The organism is Pseudoalteromonas sp. MM17-2, from assembly GCF_022347945.1.
Lineage (GTDB): Bacteria > Pseudomonadota > Gammaproteobacteria > Enterobacterales > Alteromonadaceae > Pseudoalteromonas > Pseudoalteromonas ruthenica.
Map to the genome: position 1 here is coordinate 34,394 of NZ_JAKRFV010000027.1, position 19,231 is coordinate 53,624.

16 protein-coding genes are annotated in these 19,231 nt (G+C 46.5%); 8 read left to right on the plus strand and 8 right to left on the minus strand.

What is annotated here, in order from left to right; genetic code table 11:
* Positions 1-72: 72 nt before the first annotated feature.
* Positions 73-897, minus strand: a complete 825-nt coding sequence (locus tag MHM93_RS17555; RefSeq protein WP_239450023.1) for a S1/P1 nuclease — start codon at positions 895-897, stop codon at positions 73-75.
* 260 nt (positions 898-1,157) lie between these two features.
* Between MHM93_RS17555 and MHM93_RS17560 the strand changes: the two genes are divergently transcribed.
* Together MHM93_RS17560 and MHM93_RS17565 are read left to right on the plus strand one after the other, a co-directional pair.
* Positions 1,158-2,000: a phosphate/phosphite/phosphonate ABC transporter substrate-binding protein gene (locus tag MHM93_RS17560; protein ID WP_239450024.1), complete on the plus strand. Its 843-nt coding sequence runs from the start codon at positions 1,158-1,160 to the stop codon at positions 1,998-2,000.
* Positions 1,997-2,986: a hypothetical protein gene (locus tag MHM93_RS17565; RefSeq protein WP_239450025.1), complete on the plus strand. Its 990-nt coding sequence runs from the start codon at positions 1,997-1,999 to the stop codon at positions 2,984-2,986. Before MHM93_RS17560 ends, MHM93_RS17565 begins: the two co-directional genes overlap by 4 nt.
* Here the strand turns inward: MHM93_RS17565 and ushA are convergent.
* Both ushA and MHM93_RS17575 read right to left on the minus strand, forming a co-directional pair.
* Positions 2,973-4,592, minus strand: a complete 1,620-nt coding sequence (gene ushA / locus MHM93_RS17570; RefSeq protein ID WP_239450026.1) for a bifunctional UDP-sugar hydrolase/5'-nucleotidase UshA — start codon at positions 4,590-4,592, stop codon at positions 2,973-2,975. The two genes, MHM93_RS17565 and ushA, sit on opposite strands and share 14 nt — an antisense overlap.
* A 147-nt stretch (positions 4,593-4,739) precedes the next feature.
* The gene (locus MHM93_RS17575) at positions 4,740-4,982 is read right to left on the minus strand and encodes a hypothetical protein (RefSeq protein WP_343224178.1); all 243 of its coding nucleotides are present in this window, start codon (positions 4,980-4,982) and stop codon (positions 4,740-4,742) included.
* Positions 4,983-5,180: 198 nt separating this feature from the next.
* Between MHM93_RS17575 and MHM93_RS17580 the strand changes: the two genes are divergently transcribed.
* Positions 5,181-5,915 (plus strand): peptidylprolyl isomerase, encoded by a 735-nt coding sequence (locus MHM93_RS17580; RefSeq protein ID WP_239450027.1) that lies wholly within the window; start codon positions 5,181-5,183, stop codon positions 5,913-5,915.
* A 56-nt stretch (positions 5,916-5,971) separates the two neighbouring features.
* Here the strand turns inward: MHM93_RS17580 and MHM93_RS17585 are convergent, their stop codons facing one another.
* On the minus strand, positions 5,972-6,385 hold the full coding sequence (locus tag MHM93_RS17585) for an MAPEG family protein (RefSeq protein ID WP_022945198.1): 414 nt from the start codon (positions 6,383-6,385) through the stop codon (positions 5,972-5,974).
* A 190-nt stretch (positions 6,386-6,575) separates the two neighbouring features.
* Between MHM93_RS17585 and MHM93_RS17590 the strand changes: the two genes are divergently transcribed.
* Complete coding sequence (locus MHM93_RS17590; protein ID WP_239450028.1) at positions 6,576-9,461, plus strand: insulinase family protein; 2,886 nt, start codon at positions 6,576-6,578, stop codon at positions 9,459-9,461.
* A 59-nt stretch (positions 9,462-9,520) separates the two neighbouring features.
* Here the strand turns inward: MHM93_RS17590 and MHM93_RS17595 are convergent, their stop codons facing one another.
* From MHM93_RS17595 to MHM93_RS17605, 3 genes are read right to left on the minus strand one after another with little or no spacing between them, the layout of a single operon-like run.
* Positions 9,521-10,144: a PqiC family protein gene (locus MHM93_RS17595; RefSeq protein WP_239450029.1), complete on the minus strand. Its 624-nt coding sequence runs from the start codon at positions 10,142-10,144 to the stop codon at positions 9,521-9,523.
* Complete coding sequence (pqiB, locus tag MHM93_RS17600) at positions 10,144-11,802, minus strand: intermembrane transport protein PqiB (RefSeq protein ID WP_239450030.1); 1,659 nt, start codon at positions 11,800-11,802, stop codon at positions 10,144-10,146. Before pqiB ends, MHM93_RS17595 begins: the two co-directional genes overlap by 1 nt.
* Positions 11,795-13,021: a PqiA/YebS family transporter subunit gene (locus tag MHM93_RS17605; protein WP_130146958.1), complete on the minus strand. Its 1,227-nt coding sequence runs from the start codon at positions 13,019-13,021 to the stop codon at positions 11,795-11,797. Before MHM93_RS17605 ends, pqiB begins: the two co-directional genes overlap by 8 nt.
* Positions 13,022-13,105: 84 nt before the next feature.
* Here MHM93_RS17605 and MHM93_RS17610 point away from each other — a divergent pair, with 84 nt between their 5' ends.
* Complete coding sequence (locus MHM93_RS17610) at positions 13,106-13,903, plus strand: transporter substrate-binding domain-containing protein (RefSeq protein ID WP_239450031.1); 798 nt, start codon at positions 13,106-13,108, stop codon at positions 13,901-13,903.
* Here MHM93_RS17610 and MHM93_RS17615 read toward each other — a convergent pair.
* Complete coding sequence (locus MHM93_RS17615; protein WP_045979902.1) at positions 13,892-14,683, minus strand: thioesterase family protein; 792 nt, start codon at positions 14,681-14,683, stop codon at positions 13,892-13,894. The genes MHM93_RS17610 and MHM93_RS17615 overlap by 12 nt on opposite strands.
* A 185-nt stretch (positions 14,684-14,868) precedes the next feature.
* Here MHM93_RS17615 and dnaK point away from each other — a divergent pair, with 185 nt between their 5' ends.
* From dnaK to MHM93_RS17630, 3 genes are all read left to right on the plus strand, one after another.
* Positions 14,869-16,794 (plus strand): molecular chaperone DnaK, encoded by a 1,926-nt coding sequence (gene dnaK / locus MHM93_RS17620; RefSeq protein WP_239450032.1) that lies wholly within the window; start codon positions 14,869-14,871, stop codon positions 16,792-16,794.
* Positions 16,795-16,947: 153 nt separating this feature from the next.
* Entirely contained in the window at positions 16,948-18,081 is a 1,134-nt protein-coding gene (gene dnaJ, locus MHM93_RS17625; RefSeq protein WP_022945190.1) for a molecular chaperone DnaJ, read from the plus strand.
* A 457-nt stretch (positions 18,082-18,538) separates the two neighbouring features.
* Positions 18,539-19,186 carry a hypothetical protein gene (locus tag MHM93_RS17630; protein WP_239450033.1) on the plus strand — a complete coding sequence of 216 codons (648 nt, stop codon included), beginning with the start codon at positions 18,539-18,541 and terminating at the stop codon, positions 19,184-19,186.
* Positions 19,187-19,231: the final 45 nt, after the last annotated feature.

The following is a 19,231-nucleotide window of genomic DNA, read 5'->3' on the forward strand; positions in this document are numbered from 1 at the left end:
GTTTCCCGTGTTTTGTTTCATTGGTTAAACAGTGTGTAATCGAGTGAATATTTTTATTGTTATTAATTCGGTCTATTGTTGTCCGTATAGCGCGTTAAGCACGGCCGCTAGGCGTACACCCGCACGCTGCAGTTGTTGCTCCATCACTGGACGATAGGTAAATAAGTAGTCGTAGCTGACTTGCTCACCGGTATTGGCGTAAATGTCTTGCGCTAAGTGGTGAGACTCAATGAGCCACTTTTTAATATCCAGGTCTTTATTGATTGCCTTGGTATCAACGCAGCATAGGAAGTCTGCGTATTCGGAATATGACAGCTTTTGGCTCTCAACAAGGTCGGTATCCCATAAACGATGTAAATTGGTTTGCTCACGAAAGAAGGTGACATCGATGCGGTTACCGCCTCGGTCCTCGGCATTACCGACATGCATAGGTTGGTGAATATCGCCAATAATATGAATTAAAAAACGCAAATAGAATTGCTGCTGTTGTTGGCTTGTTTTTGGTGAGCGCAGTGCCTTCATAGCCGTTAGGATGGCAGTATAAGCGTCTTTTACATCATGCTTGTGTTCTTTTGCTGAGAAGTGCTGGTGTGTAAATTCCTCAACGGAGTCGATATTAATGTAATGCCAAGGGCTGGCCTGTTTTTGCCAGAATGTATCGGGGGAAGAGCGCATTTCATCAGCCCAAGTACTGACTCTGGCCATACTGTGGCCAGCTAAAATGGTAGACACCTGTTGCTTTGCATCAGCATCCAAATGGTGCTCAGCAATGGCTCCTACAATACGGTGACCGTTGGCGCCCCAAGCGCTCACTTTCGTTGCGAAAAAACTAACAAAAGCGAGGGTGCAAATAAGCGGCAATTTGCTCAGATGCGTATAATTGAACTGTAAACTCATTGTTGTTGTCACGTTACTGGCTTGCTTAAGTGAAGGCAAATTGTCCGGATTTTTAAGCGAAAAAACAGGACTTGATGGGATTCATAATTACTTGTTAATAAAGCATGTAAAACAATAGCTTATGGTTTATAAATAAAATTACCTATTGCAATAAGTAATTATAATTGTTGAAATAGTAATTGAATTCAATAAAAGCAGCACAAAAGCCCGTGACAAGCATATTTAACAGACGTGACACTGCGCTTATCCTGGTTACATTAATGGTACTGGCGTTAACTAGTTACCTTATCGGAACAATGCGTTTTACCCTGGCAACCACACAACTGGGTAATGTTATAGCGACTCACTACAGTTGTAATACCACCCAGCCAGAAAATAAAACGCAGCTTACGTTGTTTGCCCCAAGCGAAAATGTCGTCATACGATTGGCTCAATCGCTATGTGGTGACACCACTGTGTCTAAGCAATACGGCGCTGTCCAAGCTTTTTGGGGAGGCTCTTCTGAGTTTGAGGTGAATGTGCTGGGAAAAGGTTTAGCGGATCTAATCCTAGCCAAGGAAAACCTCTTCAGTGCCTTTACCGCCCATGAAACCTATGGCTACTCACCGCTAGTCGGGTATCCTTCATACACGGCCTACTTTATTGCTAGTAAAGAAAAGCCGCGCTTAGAGAAAAGCTACTTTCTTGATAAGCGCATTGGCTTAATTGAATATCCCACCAGTCGCTCCGGTCACATTATGCCCAAGCAGGTGTTCAAGGAGCTGGATATTAATATGAATAGCCTGAATATCACTTTTGTGAACTCGCACAGTGCGTTGCGAGATAAGTTAGCGCTAGGTGAAGTGGATATCATTAGTTCTTATTGGCAACAAGCAGATAACGAGCGCTTTTCTGCAAACTATATAACCGCAATCAGTGACAATATCAGTGGTAGCCATTGGTTTTTACGCCAAGCCAGCGACAATCCTGACTTAGCCTGCGCTATTCAGGGCGCTATTTTAAGCCAAGCAGAAGAGCAATCGACACAGTACTTTAAACAAGCCAAACCTTATTGGCAATGCAGTGATTCGGCACCCGCAACATTTCAAGGAGAGCCGCTGTGAGAGCGATTAAAGTTGCGTTGCTAAAGCATGTGCACAGCTGGGTTCGGCGCTTTAATGCCAATATCGCCACGGTATTATTTGCATGTTTGGCTATGGTTATCGCTTACTGCAGTTACGCAGTGGGGGCAATGAATAGCTGGCATCATCAACAGCAACAAGCGATAGCCCATGTCAAAACACGCATCGCCCTGGATGCTCAATACATTGGACTACCCAATAGGTTGTTGGAGGTACCGGGCGATCGCAAACGCGTGGTGCATTATCTCAAGCAGCTCAACACTCACCTCGCATCACAAGGTTACGCAATTCAAGTGCATGCAATAGCGGGTACTACGATCGGGAATGAGACAAGCAATCTTGAGAGCTTCAACCTCGTTCGCACAGGTGGGGAAACGTTCACCGTGACGCTGTCACCAGCGGTGATGCCTCTAGCCCAGCTATTGAGCCCTTGGCCTATACTCATCGTGCTGCTGCTGTCTGTCGCCATGCGAGCGTGGTTTAAAACCCTCCAAAGCAAATTAGATAAAGCGCGAGAAGCGGGGACGCCGATACTTGAGCGAAAGCGCCTACTTATTGATTTAGCGGATAAAAGCTTACGCTATGGTGAGCAGGGCAGGCAGGTGCAATTGGCGAACAAGCCCCTTTGTTTTTATCTGGCGCTGTTGGAGTTTGGCATTGAATACCCTGAGGTGACGTTAAATCAAAATAAAGAGGTGCCACAAGAGCTATTGGATTTGGCTCATAAGTATTTTGGCCGCCTTATCGATTTAGGACACACGATTAGAAAGCGCCCCAACTTTGGCAATAGTTTAGAGAAAACGCTGAGTGAAATTCGTGCTGCACTGGATGAAGTGTTTGCAGCAGACTCGCAAGATAAAGAACCTTATTTTCCGCCTAAAGCCCATGGTGAAGGGTCACGCTCGCGTGTCCATCACTATGGGCTTAGGGCCATCAATGACGATGATTTTGAGGTTATTGGCAAGTAACCGGATGAGGCACTTTCATTGCCTTAATTGGGCTGTGCTTGCTTACATAGTTGCTCAAAATACTGGCATCTGAGTCGCCAGTGTCAACGAAGCGGGTGTCGGTGTTCAAACGCGGATAGCCATCGCCACCTGCCGCATTGTAGCTATTGATACTCATACGATAGGTCTTATCTAGCTGTAACGGCTGACCGTCAATGCGCACTGATACCAATTCATCCCCCTCGCACACCGGCGCCACTTGGTTGAAGTGGGCATAGGCGCCAGAATCAACAGGGTATGATGCGACTTTACTGATGTATGCAAAAGCCTCACGACCACTAAATTCAATGTAGCCAATGCGGTTTTTAAACGGGTGTACACGGAGAATATCTTTGTAATCGATATCTCCTCGGCTGATTGAGTCACGAATACCGCCGCCACTAATGACTGCAAAATCAGCATCGACATGATTCATTTGAGCTTGGGTGATCAGCTGTCCTAAATTCGTCTGTCCAAAGCGAACTTTGTTTCTGTCGCCTTGAAGGTGAACTTCGGTATGCCCTAAAGTCACGCTTAACTTTTCTTGGCCTTTTTGCTGATAAGGAGTTAAAAAGTCGAGCATTTCTTGGTCTTTGTTGATGTAATCACCGACCCATTCACCGGTCGCATCTTTAAGGTTTACTGGGATCAGCTCGTAGCTTTCAAGAGTCAACTCTTCACCTAGCAGTTTAAATCGAGCATGACCCACATACTTGCCCCATTCATGGGCTTGCATGATCCAAATACCGTTTTGATTATCTGGCTGGCAGGGCATGCCTGGGCGGTAATCATCATTGTTGCTGTTCTGTGCCGCCATGCACACTGGTTCTTGGGAATGGCCGCCGATGATCATATCCACCGCCCCTTTGGGTAAGTTGCGAGCCAAGGTTACATCGCCGGGCGCGTTAATGCCGTGTTGAGCATTGCTGTAGTGGCCCATGTGCGTGACGGCAATAACGATATCAGGGTTGCGACGCTCAATTTTAGGAAGTATGTTTTTGGTCGCGGTTGCAGGCTCAATAAAATCAAAATTACCGATAAAATCAGGGTTCGCAATCTTCGCGGTGTCGGTGGTGGTCAGGCCTAAAATAGCGATATTTAGATTATCTCTTTGTAACAGCGTATAAGGAGTGTAAGCAGGCTCGCCATTGCGTTTATCGATAATATTTGCGCTCAGCAACGGAAAGTCGACCCAACGCTGCTGCTTGTCTAATACCGCTAATGGGTTATCAAACTCATGATTGCCAATGGCCATGGCATCGTAGCCTAACAACGTCATGGCTTTAAAATCAGGTTCCGCGTGTTGTAAGTCAGACTCAGGAATACCAGTATTGATATCTCCCCCTGAGAGCAACAGCACGGTATCGCCTCGTTGTTTAGCTTGCGCGCGCAATTGTTTTAGTAATGTTGCGCGCGCGGCCATACCGTATTCACCCTTATCGTTATGCCAAAAGCGGCCATGGTGATCGTTAGTATGAAACACACTAATATAGTGCGCTTGTGCGGAGTCAGAGTGTGGCTCGGGTGTCGGCGTGGAGGCAGAGCATGCACTGAGCAGTGTAAGCACTGAAAGAGTAATTAGGCGCACAGGGGATTCCTATCGGCGATTATCGTTGCGCCTGATTTTAATTAAATTTTATGACAATTTCACTAGTCTGAGACGGACTGTGCAAATCTGCCTGTTTATCCCCCAGTTAAGATATTTGTTGAAGCAACCGGGCTCAGCCGCAACAGATCAGCCAGTTAACTCACTGTGCTGGCTTGCATAAGACGAGACGCTGGCCAGTGCCGCTTGTTCACGACGGCGTAACTCAGCACGTGCTACGGGTGCTTGATGATGATTGACACCAACCATCCAGTTTAAAAACGATGCAGGCACTTGGCGGTACGACTCGCCCTTGTGGACACCAAAGTCGCAAATGAGGTTGTTGCTGTTATCCATAGTTGTTGTTTTTAGCTGCTCAAATGATATGCACATACTAGAGAACTCTTGGTCGTTTGATAAGTCGAATCTGTTTTAAAAAATCTCAAAAAGATACTTTATAGTTATATGTTGTTAACCAATTTGTAACTGGGTTTTACCCCCAGGTATCAATTTGTTGTTATTCACTGTGCCTCATGGAAGCATGGCTTGAGTCAATGTAAAGTGGCTCAAAACAACAATATAGGAAATCCCATGAATAAACTTATTGGCTTTGGTCTGGTCGCAGCGGGGCTTACTCTTGCGCAACCTGTTCACGCGACTATCGTTGAAATGCAAACCTCCCAAGGCAGCATTCAAATTAACCTTTTTGATCAGCATACACCAAAAACAGTGGCTAATTTTCTAGGTTATGTTGAGCGTGGCGATTATCAGTTTAGTTATCTGCATCGCTCCGAGCAGGATTTTATTGTTCAGGGCGGCGGGTTTATTTACGATGGCGGGGCCGTGGCCATTGAATCCCAGGGGACGGTAGATAATGAGCCTGTGCTATCCAATGTTGCTGGCACCATCGCCATGGCTAAACGCAGTGGCAACGCTAACAGCGCGTCAAGTCAGTGGTTTTTCAATGTCGCCGATAACAGTAGTAACTTAGATCTGCAAAACGGTGGATTCACGGTGTTTGGTCAGGTCATCGGTGAGGGGATGGAGGTTGTTAAAGCCATTAATGCACTGCCTACGTGTTCCAGCACGCCGGTCGTTGATTACAGTACTGACGAATGCCAGCAAGGCGCTGAGCTAACGGCAAACAATCTAGTTATTGTTAACGACGTTATTGTCATTGATGATGACCCCAATTCGGCGGCAAACCTGACTCCGGTTGAAAATACATTAATTGATGAACCTGTCGAGTCAGGTGATGATTCAAGCTCAGGTGCATTTTGGTGGTTGTTACCCCTGAGCTTATTGACTCGCTGGCGCCGTGCGTAAGACAAGCCTAGTCGGCGTGCTATAGTATCGATAGCGCGCCGTTTCTTGGGCGGGTACTAAAGCATGCGCAACACTAACATGATCCACATCGCCAGCACGGTGATGCAACCAAACAAAAAGAGGTAGTAACGTGTTTTTAGGTGGTTACTACTAATATGGACCACAGTGTGCGCAAGGCGCAGTAGTACAAAACCCCAAGCCAAGGCGGTGAAAGCGTAGCCGGTGGTTTGTGTAATTAATGCAGTGAGCACAGCAACATAAAATAAAACTGGGATTTCGAATTGATTAATAAAGTTACGCCCAGCCACTTGCACTGATTCCGGGGCGTTGTCGAGATCCATAGTGGCAAATTGCTGCATTTTAATTTGTTTGTTGCGTGCGGCAGCAAAACGACGTCGCCCCATTATTACCATCACCACAAGGGTTAACAGTACTTGCGCGAACATTGCCAAAATAAGCCATTGGTGCACGTTAATCTCCCATTACTCGTTATTATTTATACACATCCCAGACCATACCTGAATTACTTTCATTATTCGAGTGCCAGCAAAGATAGTCAGTGTTTTCATACATTGTTACAAACTTGATAGCTTTTTCATTGCATTTTCATCAGTGATTTTTGATCATAAAAGAAAACGTCCACTTATAAGAGACAAATTCATGAAAAAGACATTAGCACTGAGTGCCCTGAGCCTCGCCGTACTGGCTGGTTGTAAAAGTACATCGGCGCCTTTACAAAGCGAACTGGCTCAGCAATTGATCCCGGAAAACTTAGTCGTTAGCCCTAACGACAAGCGGGCCTATGAGACACTGACGTTGGACAATGGCATTGATGTGGTGCTGGTTTCAGACCCCAGTGCTGAGAAATCTGCGGCGGCGTTAAGCGTGGGCGTCGGGCTTTTGCACGACCCCATGTCGCAACAAGGCATGGCGCATTATCTCGAACATATGCTGTTTTTAGGCACTGAACGCTACCCCGATACCAAGGGCTACAGTGACTTTATGACCAAAAACGGCGGTGCTCATAACGCTTATACCTGGCTCGATATCACTAACTATATGTTCAAAGTGAATAACGATGCCTACGCAGAGGGGCTTGACCGTTTTAGTGACTTTTTCAAATCGCCAAAGCTGTACCCTGAGTACACAGATAAAGAGAAAAATGCGGTCAATGCTGAGTGGTCGATGCGCCGAGAAATGGACTTTTTCGGGCAGTTTAAACTCGCGCGTAAAATGATGGGTGAGCACCCAGCAAACCGCTTCCTTATTGGTAATTTAGAGACGTTGGGCGATAAAGAAGGGAGCTCATTACACCAAGAAACGGTTGATTTCTATAACCAGTATTACTCCGCGAATATAATGAAAGTGGCGATGATCTCCAATCGCCCACTCAATGAAATGCGCCAGCTAGCGAAGCAATATTTCGCTAATATCGAAAATAAAAACATTGATGAGCCTCAAGTGAATGCTGAACTGGATTTTGATCAGGCTGGTGGCAAACGTATTTACTATAAGCCCAATGAAGATGTGAAACAGTTGAAGCTTGATTTCACGATTAAAAATAACATGGATAAGTTTGCCCTTAAGCCGAACCGCTTTGTGGCCTACTTACTTAGCAATGAAATGCCAGGCTCTCCAGCGCAAATACTGCGTGATAAGGGCTGGGTCTCACAATTGAGTGCCAATGCATCAGCGAATATGTACGGCAATTATGGCGCGTTGTCAGTGGATATTGAACTGACAGATGCAGGGATGCAAAACCGCGAACAAATCGTTGCTACGGTTATGCGTTACATTGAGCTTATCAAGGAAAATGGTGTTGATGAGAAGTACTTCGACGAAATTCGAACGTCGCTGAATAATCAGTTTCAGTTCTTAGAGAAAAGCGATGAATTTAGTTATGTTTCTTCGTTAACGCAAAGCATGCAGGATTATCCGCTCACCAACGCAATTAACGCGCCTTACTATTATGGTGAGTTTAATCCGCAGGCAGTGCAGGATGTGCTGGCACAGCTTAACGGCGAGACCTTGCGAGTTTGGTATATTTCTCAGCAAGAGCAAACCGATAGTCAACTGCACTTTTACGACGGCGAATACCGCATTGAAGATATCAGCAGCGAAGAGCAAGCAAGTTGGCAGCAAGCAAGCGAGTTTGCTTTGTCTTTACCCAGCGTTAATCGTCTGCTGCCACAGCATTTTGATATCAAAACCCGTGGCTACGCAGCGCAAACCAAACCGGTTGTGAGCTACGATAAAAACGGTATCAAGATTTGGCAGCAGCCGAGCCAACATTTTGCTGAGCAGCCTAAGGGGTTGGTCGAGGTGTATGTTAATTCACCAGCGCCACAAAACAACATGGCTGCGAAGGTGTTAATGAATTTGTGGGCCGATTTATACAATTTGTCGCAAACCGCGTTGGCAACCGAGGCCTCTATTGCTGGCATGTCGGTAGGCATGGACCCTGGTAACGGGTTTACCCTCACTGTCGGCGGGTTCACCGATAAACAGCCAGAGTTATTGAGTGAAGCGCTAAGCAACTTGCAGGTTGAAGTCGATGAACAAGCATTTAATCAAGCCGTTGACCGCTATGTACGAGCACTAAACAATGCGCAGCAGCAATTTCCTTTTTACCAAGCGTTTGATGAGTACTCCAACCTAGTTCGCTCTGGCAGTTACGACACCGAGGCACTAATTGCCAAAGCGCAATCACTTACGGTCGCGGACTTAGAGCAATTGATGAACCAAGTGTTGACGCATAACACAGTGCGGGTATTTGCTTTTGGTAACTATGATCAAAGCAGTATTGACGTTATTGCCAAAAATATTACTCAGGCACTGCCGACGCAAAAAGAAGATAGCCAGTATACGCGTTCTCAGTCTTGGCAACCTAAGCAGGGCGAAACCTATGTTGTTCATAAAGACATAGAGGTGGCTGATGTCGCTATTATTGATATGGTTTATCACCCGACCCCAGGTTATGCGCAAAAAGCTGCGGCTGCGGTATTACAGGGGCACTTCCGCACAGTGGCCTTTGATAAACTGCGCACTGAAGAGCAGCTGGCTTACGCCGTCGGTGCTATCGCCCGTCCACTTGAGGACTATGCCGCCATAGGGTTGTTTATTCAGACCCCGGTCAAAGGTCCGAAGGCAATGCAGGCCCGTTTTGATAGCTTCAAGCAACAATATCAACAAGAGCTTAATGAGATGGATGAGGCGACGTTTGCGCAGCTCAAAAATGCCACTCTCGTGGCGCTCAAAGAGCAGCCAAAAAATCTAAAAGATGAACTTGGACGGCTTATTACCGATTGGTATCGCGAACAGTTTGATTTCAACAGCCGTAGCCAACTGATTGCGGCGGTCGAGCAACTGACGCTTGCAGACATTCAAGCATTCTACCAGCAAACGATGATGAACCCAGAAGCCGCAAGGCTCAACGTGCAGCTTCGTGGCAGTAAATTTGCCGACAAGGACTTCGCTGACTTACCTGAGCAAACCAAGGTGGAATCGGTGGCTGACTTCCAAAAGCAAATCAGCTGGCAGCAGTAGTTTACTGGATAATAACGTGCAGAAAAGGCTCCCATGGGAGCCTTTTTTATGTGTTTGATTTAGTCTTGATTAAAGTGCTGAGGAAGGGCGTTAGCAATCTCTTTCAAGCTGGCTTGCCATGCTTTACTCAGGGCGGATGCCAAAGCAGCGTAGCCATCTTGTGCCAGCGGCTCGCTTTGGCTAAAGCGCGCCATACTAAGTACGTGTAATTTACCTTTCTCATCAACTCGAGATAAACGCCACAAGCCTGCTATTTCTGCATTGTTATCGAGGCCGCCGTTAAAATGGTCGATGTCGATATCGAGTTGATAAAACGATGACTGCAGCTGCTCGGCATAGACATCAGCCCCTTTGACGACCAGCACTTGCTCTAATGTGGCCATTAGCTGCAACTGGGCGCTACTTTCGAGCATGAGTGCTGGGCTATCGGCCCAAAAATGGTAATTAGCACTGTATATTTCTTGCGGTGAGCGTCGTACCACCATGGCACGGTTATTAAGGTTTCCGCGTAAACTGATAGGGCTTAAACGCAATAGGTGTTGGGTCTGCTCATTGGTGCGTAGCAGGTTGTTATTAAACAGCGCGCTATCTAACTGGTAGTAGCGGATATTGCTAGTTCGCGAGTCTCCTGCGCAGCCTTGTATCAGCAATGCCAGTATCAGTAATAAAATAAGTCGAACCATTAGTTATCACTCCTTGGCAGCGGATCAGCAGGCAGCTCTTTATCAAAGATCAACATATTAGGTTGCTCCTTTAACCCTTTCGATAGGGGCTGCAGTTCATCCATTAGGCGCTGCATTTGCTCAAGTGAAGACTGCATTTGTTGATACATTTTCGAACCATTTTGGAAGCTCGCCATGGTCACCTCAAATTGCTCCATGCTTTGCTCAAATTGGCGCATACTTTGACTAATATCTGCCATATCTTGGGTAAACTCTTTGGGCAGCGCTTTCATACTCGGGTCGCTCATGAACTGGCGCATATCCACAGCAAGCGTTTCATAACGGGCCATGGTGCTTTCAAACTGAGCCAAACTTTCTTCTATACGAAGGCCTTTAACCTTATTGAGCACATCATTAACTTGGTTGGCCAGCACCGTGATGCCGCTGGAGGTACTGGGGAAAACAGTGTAGTCGCCGCGTTGTGTTAAGCCGACCAATTCACTATCAGGATAGATATCAAAATCAACGTAAACGGCGCCAGTAAGCAGGTTACCAGGCTTCAAAGAAGCTTTAAGTCCTTGTTGCAGGAGCTCATCAACATGAGATTGCCAAAACTCCCTCGCTTGTGCTGAGTCGCGGTACAGGCGTCCATACTCGATACGTATAAGTACCGGAACGGCATTGCTGGTATTGCTAAAGTGAGCAGGGCGACCATCAATCATAACCTCAGCTGGAACTTGCTCGACAGTGCCTATGCGCATGCCCCTGTATTCGACCGGCGCCCCCTCTCGTAGGCCACGAATAGACTGCTCAAACTCAATGAGGTAGTGCTGGTAATCATAAAATCGCTGCTCTAACGCAGCTTTATAGCTATCACTTAGGCTAAAAGTGTGGTCTTGCTTGGCGACTGCTCCTGGAGGATCGCCCTCCGGGGTGGCCAGCGAAATACCTCCCTTTAGCATTTTCGCGATTGACCCTGTTTTGACGTTGATGCCATCAGCGGATAGGTCAAATTCGAGTCCTGAATTAACCCAAAAGACCGTGTTCAATGTCACTAGGTTTTCGTACGGCGCATTAATAAATAAACCGTAACGCATCACTTGTTGTTGCCAATCAAAATTGGCAGTTTCGATTTGGCCGATTTTATACCCTTTGAAGTAAACTCCTGTGCCCACTTCAAGCACTTCAGCATCTCGGCTGATTAACTTGTAACGCCCGCCTTTGACATCATTGGCAATCAGCGCAGGTTCCTCTTGCAATTCAAAGCGCTCGGTAAGCTGCTTGCTCTCGCCGGGAGCGAATTCTAAATAAACGCCTGAAAATAAAGTACTAAAGCCGGTGACTCCACTTTCATCCACGCGCGGTTTAACCACCCATATTTTTGCATCTTCAGTGAGTAAGTTATCGTAATGGTTATCTACTTGAGCTCGGGCGATGACATGGTCGCGGCTTGACGCCAATCGAATTGCATCGACAGTGCCTATTTTTACACTGCGAACTTTGATTTCTGTTTTACCCGCAACGATGCCCTCAGCATGGGGCATTTTGATGTAAATAGTTTGCCCTTGTGAGAGTTGGTGTTGCAGTAACATCCATGCACCAACAAACAGGGCGATGATAGGGATCAGCCAAATAGGGGACAGTTTAGGCGCCGTTTTAATGCGCGCAGTATTACTCATTCACGACTCTCTTCACTTTTTCAGGGGGATCCCAAATCAAACGTGGATCAAAAGCATGGGCCGCCATCATTTGGCAAATAACCATCGCTGCGAAACATAACGCGCCCAACCCGGGTTCGACCAACATCAGGTTGCCTAGCTGTACTAAGGCTACCAAGATAGCAACAACAAATACATCAATCATCGACCATTTGCCAATAAATTCAGTAACCTGATATAGCCGAGTGTACACCATAGAGCGGCGACTGGCTTGGCGGTAAACCATCACGCACAAGGTCGCAAGCACCAATGCTTTAGCAAATGGCACCACCACACTGGCCAGGAAGATAATCGAAGCGATGGGGTATGAACCACTTTGCCACAACAGTATTACGCCGCCAATTAGCGTTGATGGCTCTCTGTCTCCCAAGCTAGTGGTATACATGATAGGCAGTACATTGGCAGGAATGTACAACAGTACCGACGTCACCAGCCAGGCAGCGGCTTTTTGTACACTTTGCATATTGCGATAATGCGTAGTGCTATGACAGCGTGGGCATAATTTGTCGTAGGTAAGTTGCTGGCAAACATGACAGGCGCGTAGATTGACATCAATAGCCCTGACTCCTTGTGGAACGGCGACCTCTTTATGAGGGGCAATCTGTCGCCACAGTCGAGGACGGTTGACGTAAGATAGAGCACCTATATATGTCAGCACAAACCCGCCATAGGCCCAAAAGCTAATGCCAAAGGTAATGTCAGCCATAGACATTATCTTGACCATACTGACCAATACGCCGACGAGGAAAATCTCCGACATCACCCAGGTATCCAATGCCAGAGTCAATTTTAGCAGCTTACGTCCCCAATGTTTTGGCAAGGTGCGCAAAAAACCTAAGTGTAAAGGCAGCAGTAACAACAGCATCACTAAGGGTAAGATAATGATACTGATATCAATAAATATCCCTAACAGGGTGCTGTCGTAGTTAAAAAGCATGCGTCCGGCATCAGGCAAGGTCATAGTTTGCGTGATGCCTCGACTGGAGAACGAAATAAAAGGGTAAAACACTGAGCTCAATAATAAAATAATGGCACTCAGGGTGAGGGCTACAACTTTAGGGTCGTTATTGACGTTGCTTGCATTTAAGCTCGAGTGACAGTGAGGGCACTGGGCAACTTGTTTGGCTCGGAGTCGCGGCACATCGACCACTAGATCACATTGCGGGCAGGCCAGTTGCATGTTTTCTCAAACTTTATCCAGTTAACTGCTAATGTTAGAGCATAGCGCTTATTTTATGTAATTCCTAGTGACTAAGGACGGGTTATGGCAAGGGGTCTGGTAACGAAGAATTGGCTAGCTGTCAGTAAGCTAATGCTGTGTACGATGTTTATGTGCACAGCAAATGCTGCCAATAACCTCGACGATAAAGCTGTGGAGCTCTCCGCCAGTGCTTACATCCCACCTTATGTATTTAAAGACGGACACCACGGGATTGAGATAGATATTATCAAACATGCTTTGGAAAAAGCGCAGCTTGGGCCATTAACATTGCACTTTTTAAGCAATCGCCGTGCTGAGGCGCAGTTACGCCAAGGTAAAATTAGCGGCGCGATTAATATTCCGAAAGAGTCAGGGCTCGAAGGCTATTACAGCGAGCCCTTATTGTATTTTGAGAATGTAGCTATTAGCTTAGCTGAGCATAACTTCAGCATCGAGCAGTTCAGTGATTTACATGGTAAAAGCATTCTTGCGTTTCAAAATGCCAAAAACTACCTTGGACCTGACTATGCCAAGGCCATTACTAAGGCCTTGAGTTATGATGAGGTAGTCAATCAGTATGCGCAAATAGACCACCTCATGAAGGGGTGGGTGGATGTGATTGTGTTGGAGAAGCGCATTTTTCAGTATTACTTACACACCTTTGCAATGAGCCAGGGGCAACAGACAAAGCAAGTTGCCATCCATGCGCTTTGGCCTCCTTCTCCCCGACACGTGGTATTTACTGATTCACAGCTGCGTGAGCGCTTCAACCAAGGTCTTGCAGAGCTAAAAAAAACACCGCGCTACAAGGCATTGCTTGCCAGCGCGCCATCGTATGCTCAGCGCCAATCAAGCAAATAAGGCCACAGTTTGTTTAGAGCGAGCAAGCACCTGCCCTGACTCAGAGTAAACAGTGGCGTCTTCGTAAGCGTAGCCGTTATGTGCGGCGGTGGTGTGCACATGCAAGCCTAGCCATTGTGACGCTGCTAATTGAGGTAGCGTTAAACACTCTACATGCCAACTCATGCTACTTGCTGGTGCCGGTTGCTTAAATGCTTGTAATTGCGATGGTGGCCAGCTGTCAATCAGGGCAATGACATGGGTCCAGTCGTACTGCTGCTGTTGTCCTTTAAAGCGCATCCAGCCTGTTAAGTCAGTGCGTTCGGCGCCGCTGTAAGGCATATTGCCCTCGGTTAGGTTTAAGTCCACATGCTGAAAAAAGGCCGGCATGACATTCTCGACATAGGGTAAGCAGTTTTCTGCATCTGCGGCTTTAGGGACGGTCACAGCGGCCACTGGCACTTCAACCTCGGAGGCGCGGTCTTTGGCGAATAATCCTTGGACAGATAAGCACACTTGTCCATGCTGCTCAATGGTTGCGCTGTATTGGTTAGAGCTTTTGCCTTCGCGTAAATGGTGGAAGGTCAGGGTAAAGGGCGTGTCTGGAGCAATGGGGCCAATAAATTGCGCACTAAACGATCGTAAAATACGGTCGCTATCGCAATGTTTCAGCATGGATTGCAAGGCTAATGCGCAAGACAAGCCGCCAAAAGCTGTGCGCCCTTGTGTCCATGAAGCAGGAAATTCGAGCGTTTGTTGGTTCTCGCCAGTCACGCTGGCCAATAGGGTATCAAAGGTCATCTGTCTCACCTTAATCAAACTTGTCAGACCAGTTTAACGGCAAATTCTTCCTTGGCGAGGGGGAAAATTGAAAAAAATGACAAAAAAACGAAATTTTTTTAATTATGACGCTTGAATTAACAAAAGCGGCCCCTATCTAGTAGTCATCGAACACGTTAACAGAATTTTGAAGTTGGAGAAGATTCATGGGTAAGATTATTGGAATCGACTTAGGTACTACTAACTCGTGTGTAGCAGTACTTGACGGTGAGAAGCCACGCGTAATTGAGAACGCCGAGGGCGATCGCACGACTCCTTCTATTATCGCATTCACTGAAGACGGTGAAACGCTAGTAGGTCAGCCGGCGAAACGCCAAGCGGTAACCAACCCGACTAACACACTATTTGCAATCAAGCGTTTAATTGGTCGTCGTTTTGAAGACGAAGAAGTACAACGCGATATCGGCATCATGCCGTTTAAGATTGTTAAAGCAGACAATGGCGATGCCTGGGTCGAAGCAAAAGGCGAAAAGCGTGCTGCTCCTCAGATTTCTGCTGAAGTCTTGAAGAAAATGAAAAAGACCGCCGAGGATTACCTAGGTGAAGAAGTAACAGGGGCTGTAATCACTGTGCCTGCATACTTCAACGATTCACAGCGTCAAGCAACAAAAGACGCAGGTCGTATCGCGGGTCTAGAAGTTAAGCGTATCATTAACGAGCCAACGGCCGCTGCGCTTGCTTATGGTATGGATAAGAAAAAAGGCGACAACGTGGTTGCCGTGTATGACCTCGGTGGTGGTACTTTTGATATCTCTATCATTGAAATCGACGAAGTAGAAGGCGAGCACACCTTCGAAGTACTGGCAACCAATGGTGACACGCACCTAGGTGGTGAGGACTTTGATAACCGCGTTATCAACTACTTGGTAGAAGAGTTCAAAAAAGAGCAAGGTATTGAGCTTAATAACGATCCGCTAGCGATGCAGCGTGTTAAAGAAGCCGCCGAGAAAGCTAAAATTGAGCTTTCAAGTGCACAGCAAACTGAGGTGAACCTACCTTATGTTACGGCTGATGCTAGCGGTCCTAAGCACATGAACGTGAAGCTGACTCGCGCTAAGCTTGAGTCATTAGTTGAAGATCTTGTTACTAAGTCTATCGAGCCATTGAAAAAAGCACTGGCGGATGCCGATTTATCGGTAGGTGATGTGAATGACATTATCCTAGTGGGTGGTCAGACACGTATGCCATTAGTGCAGAAAACGGTTACTGAGTTCTTCGGCAAAGAACCTCGCAAAGACGTAAACCCGGATGAAGCGGTAGCTATGGGTGCGGCAGTGCAAGGTGGTGTTCTTGCTGGCGACGTGAAAGACGTACTTCTGCTTGATGTCATTCCACTGTCTCTTGGTATCGAAACCATGGGCCAAGTGATGACCGCATTGATCGAGAAAAACACGACCATTCCAACGAAGAAGTCGCAAACGTTCTCAACAGCGGAAGATAACCAAAATGCAGTAACCATTCATGTACTGCAAGGTGAGCGTAAGCGCTCTGCCGACAACAAGTCGCTTGGTCAGTTCAACCTTGAGGGTATTCGTCCAGCGCGTCGCGGCGAGCCGCAAATCGAAGTCACTTTCGATGTTGATGCCGATGGTATCTTACATGTGTCAGCAAAAGATAAAGACACAGGTAAAGAGCAAAAAATCACCATCCAAGCTTCTTCAGGTCTAAGCGATGATGAAGTAGAAAAAATGGTACGTGATGCCGAGGCAAACGCTGAGGAAGATAAAAAGTTCGAAGAGTTAGTGACTGCACGTAACCAAGCAGATGCTTTAGTACACGGTACGCGTAAGCAAATCGAAGAAGCGGGTGATGATTTACCGGCAGAAGATAAAACAGCTATCGAAAGTGCGCTAACGGAACTTGAAACTGCGATTAAGGGTGAAAGCAAAGAAGAAATCGATGCGAAAACCCAAGCGCTTGCTGAGAAGTCACAAAAGCTAATGGAAATCGCGCAAGCGAAAGCCCAACAGCAAGGTGGCGCTGATGCCGGTGCACAGCAGCAATCACAAGCAAAGCAAGACGACGATGTTGTTGACGCTGAGTTTGAAGAAGTGAAAGACGAGAATAAATAAGTCTTGAACTTTGTAAGGGCGCGCTGGCGAAATCGCTTGACGCGCCCTTAGTGTATGTAGATTTTAGGAATGAGGGTTGCCATGGCTGAGGCTCAACGGTAAACCCTTTTTCACTTTGCAGCCTTGCTGCATTTATTAACAGTAGTGGTAGATATGTCAAAACGCGATTATTACGAAGTCCTTGGCGTAGCAAAGGACGCCAGTGACCGAGATATTAAAAAGGCTTATAAGCGCCTGGCGATGAAATATCACCCGGATCGTACTGCCGGCGATAAAGAGCTTGAAAATAAGTTCAAAGAAGTCAAAGAAGCCTATGAAGTCCTCGGTGATGAGCAAAAACGCCAAACCTATGATCAGTTCGGCCATGCAGCATTTGAGCAAGGCGGCGGTGGCGGCCACGGCGGCTTCGGCGGTGGCGCAGGCGATTTTGGTGACATCTTCGGGGATGTCTTTGGAGACATCTTTGGCGGCGGTCGTCGTCAGTCACGCCAACAACGTGGCGCCGATTTACGTTACAACATGGACTTAAGCCTAGAAGAGGCAGTGCGTGGTAAAGACGTCGAAATCAAAGTGCCTACTTGGGTGGCCTGTGAGCCTTGTGATGGCTCAGGTGCCAAACCAGGTTCAAAACCGAAAACCTGTCATACTTGTCATGGTGCAGGGCAGGTACAAATGCGCCAAGGTTTCTTCGCAGTGCAACAGACGTGTCCAACTTGTCAGGGGACAGGGCAAATTATTTCCGACCCTTGTGATAGTTGTCATGGTCAAGGTCGCGTAGAGCGCACCAAAACATTGTCGGTGAAAATTCCCCCAGGAGTAGATACTGGCGATCGTATTCGTCTTGCTGGCGAAGGTGAGGCCGGTGCTCATGGCGCGCCTGCAGGCGATCTCTATGTACAAGTGAGTGTACGCGAACACCCTATCTTTGTTCGCGATGGCAACAATCTATACTGTGAAGTACCCATCGGCTTTACCACAGCAGCGTTAGGCGGCGAGATTGAAGTACCGACGCTAGATGGTCGTGCTAAGCTGAAAATCCCAGCAGAGTCGCAAACTGGAAAGATGTTCCGTATGCGTGGTAAAGGGGTCAAGTCAGTGCGCTCCGGCTCAGTCGGTGATTTAATCTGTAAGGTGGTGATTGAAACGCCAGTGAACCTCAACAGTGAGCAACGCGAGCTACTTGAGCAGTTAGAAAGCAGCTTGGGCAAAGACAGCTCAAAATACCGCCCTAAGGAGAAAGGTTTCTTCGATGGGGTGAAAAAGTTCTTTGATGACTTAACCAAGTAAGGGTGAGCTCGTTAAAGTAAAAAAGCGCCTCAAGGCGCTTTTTTTGTATCTGGTGAATATATTAGTTGTATTCGTTATTAGCTTTATAAAAAACAAAGCTTGTCGATGTGCTCTTCACTGCAAAACTCATCTTTTTTATAAAAAAAACAGCACTAAGTGTGCCAAAGAAGTAACTGAATCCGCTATAACCATCGGGTATAACAAGCAAGCACGACAATAAAAAAGACCTCGCCCAAGAGTGTCTATGATAATTAAAGAAAAATAGCCTAATAAAAGGAAATGAATAGGGAGCGGTTATGAGTTTATACAAGATGATAATCATTAAAGCGTTCTCTTATTTGCTTTAACGTTTGACAAGGTTTTTAACATCATCTTACTATAGCCTCTTGCGGTGAGTATGCTTTATGGAGAAAGCTCCCGAAGACCCAGCAAACAACGTTGACAAGGATGAACATAGATGCAAAAGCTTAAGCAGCAGATAGAGGTTTTAAATTCCGTAGGCCAAAGAGCCATAAATAAACCTATAGATGTAGCACTCGTACAAAAATTACTTAAAGACTATTTTAAGAAAGAGATTGATCTTAACCGAGCTTCTGCGCTTGGTATCCAACAGGATTTTAGTATAGGCCCAAGAGGACCAAGAAACGTTTGCGACCAGCTAAAGGCCCTACATACATCGGTTGTGCCAAGTTCAATCGTAAGAAATAACCAAGAAAATTACCAGAACCAGCGATTTGCTCGGTTAGTTGTAAATGGTTATGTAACACCTGAGTTAATTAGTGCCATAAAACGATTTCAAACGAATGTCCTAAAGGTGAAGTCGCCGGATGGTAGAGTCGACCCGAGAGGTAAAACATTTAATGCGCTGCTGGCGGAACAAAAATCAAAACCAACTGACTTACGCACTTTTTTATTTGGCCCTGATATTGTACCTAAGGAAAGCATAGCAACGATTACTGCTTTACACTTCAAAAGTTTTTTTCAAAAATATTTAGGTTTGACTACTAGCAAAGGTGAAGACTTTTTAGGTTTTTTTGCCCCTTTGCAGTCTGCGCGAATTCAAGTCCGAAGTGCACCACTCGCTAAATTAGGCTGCATTGCGTAATTCATTGAACACAACGACAGGCTGCTTGTAACCGAGACACTTCCT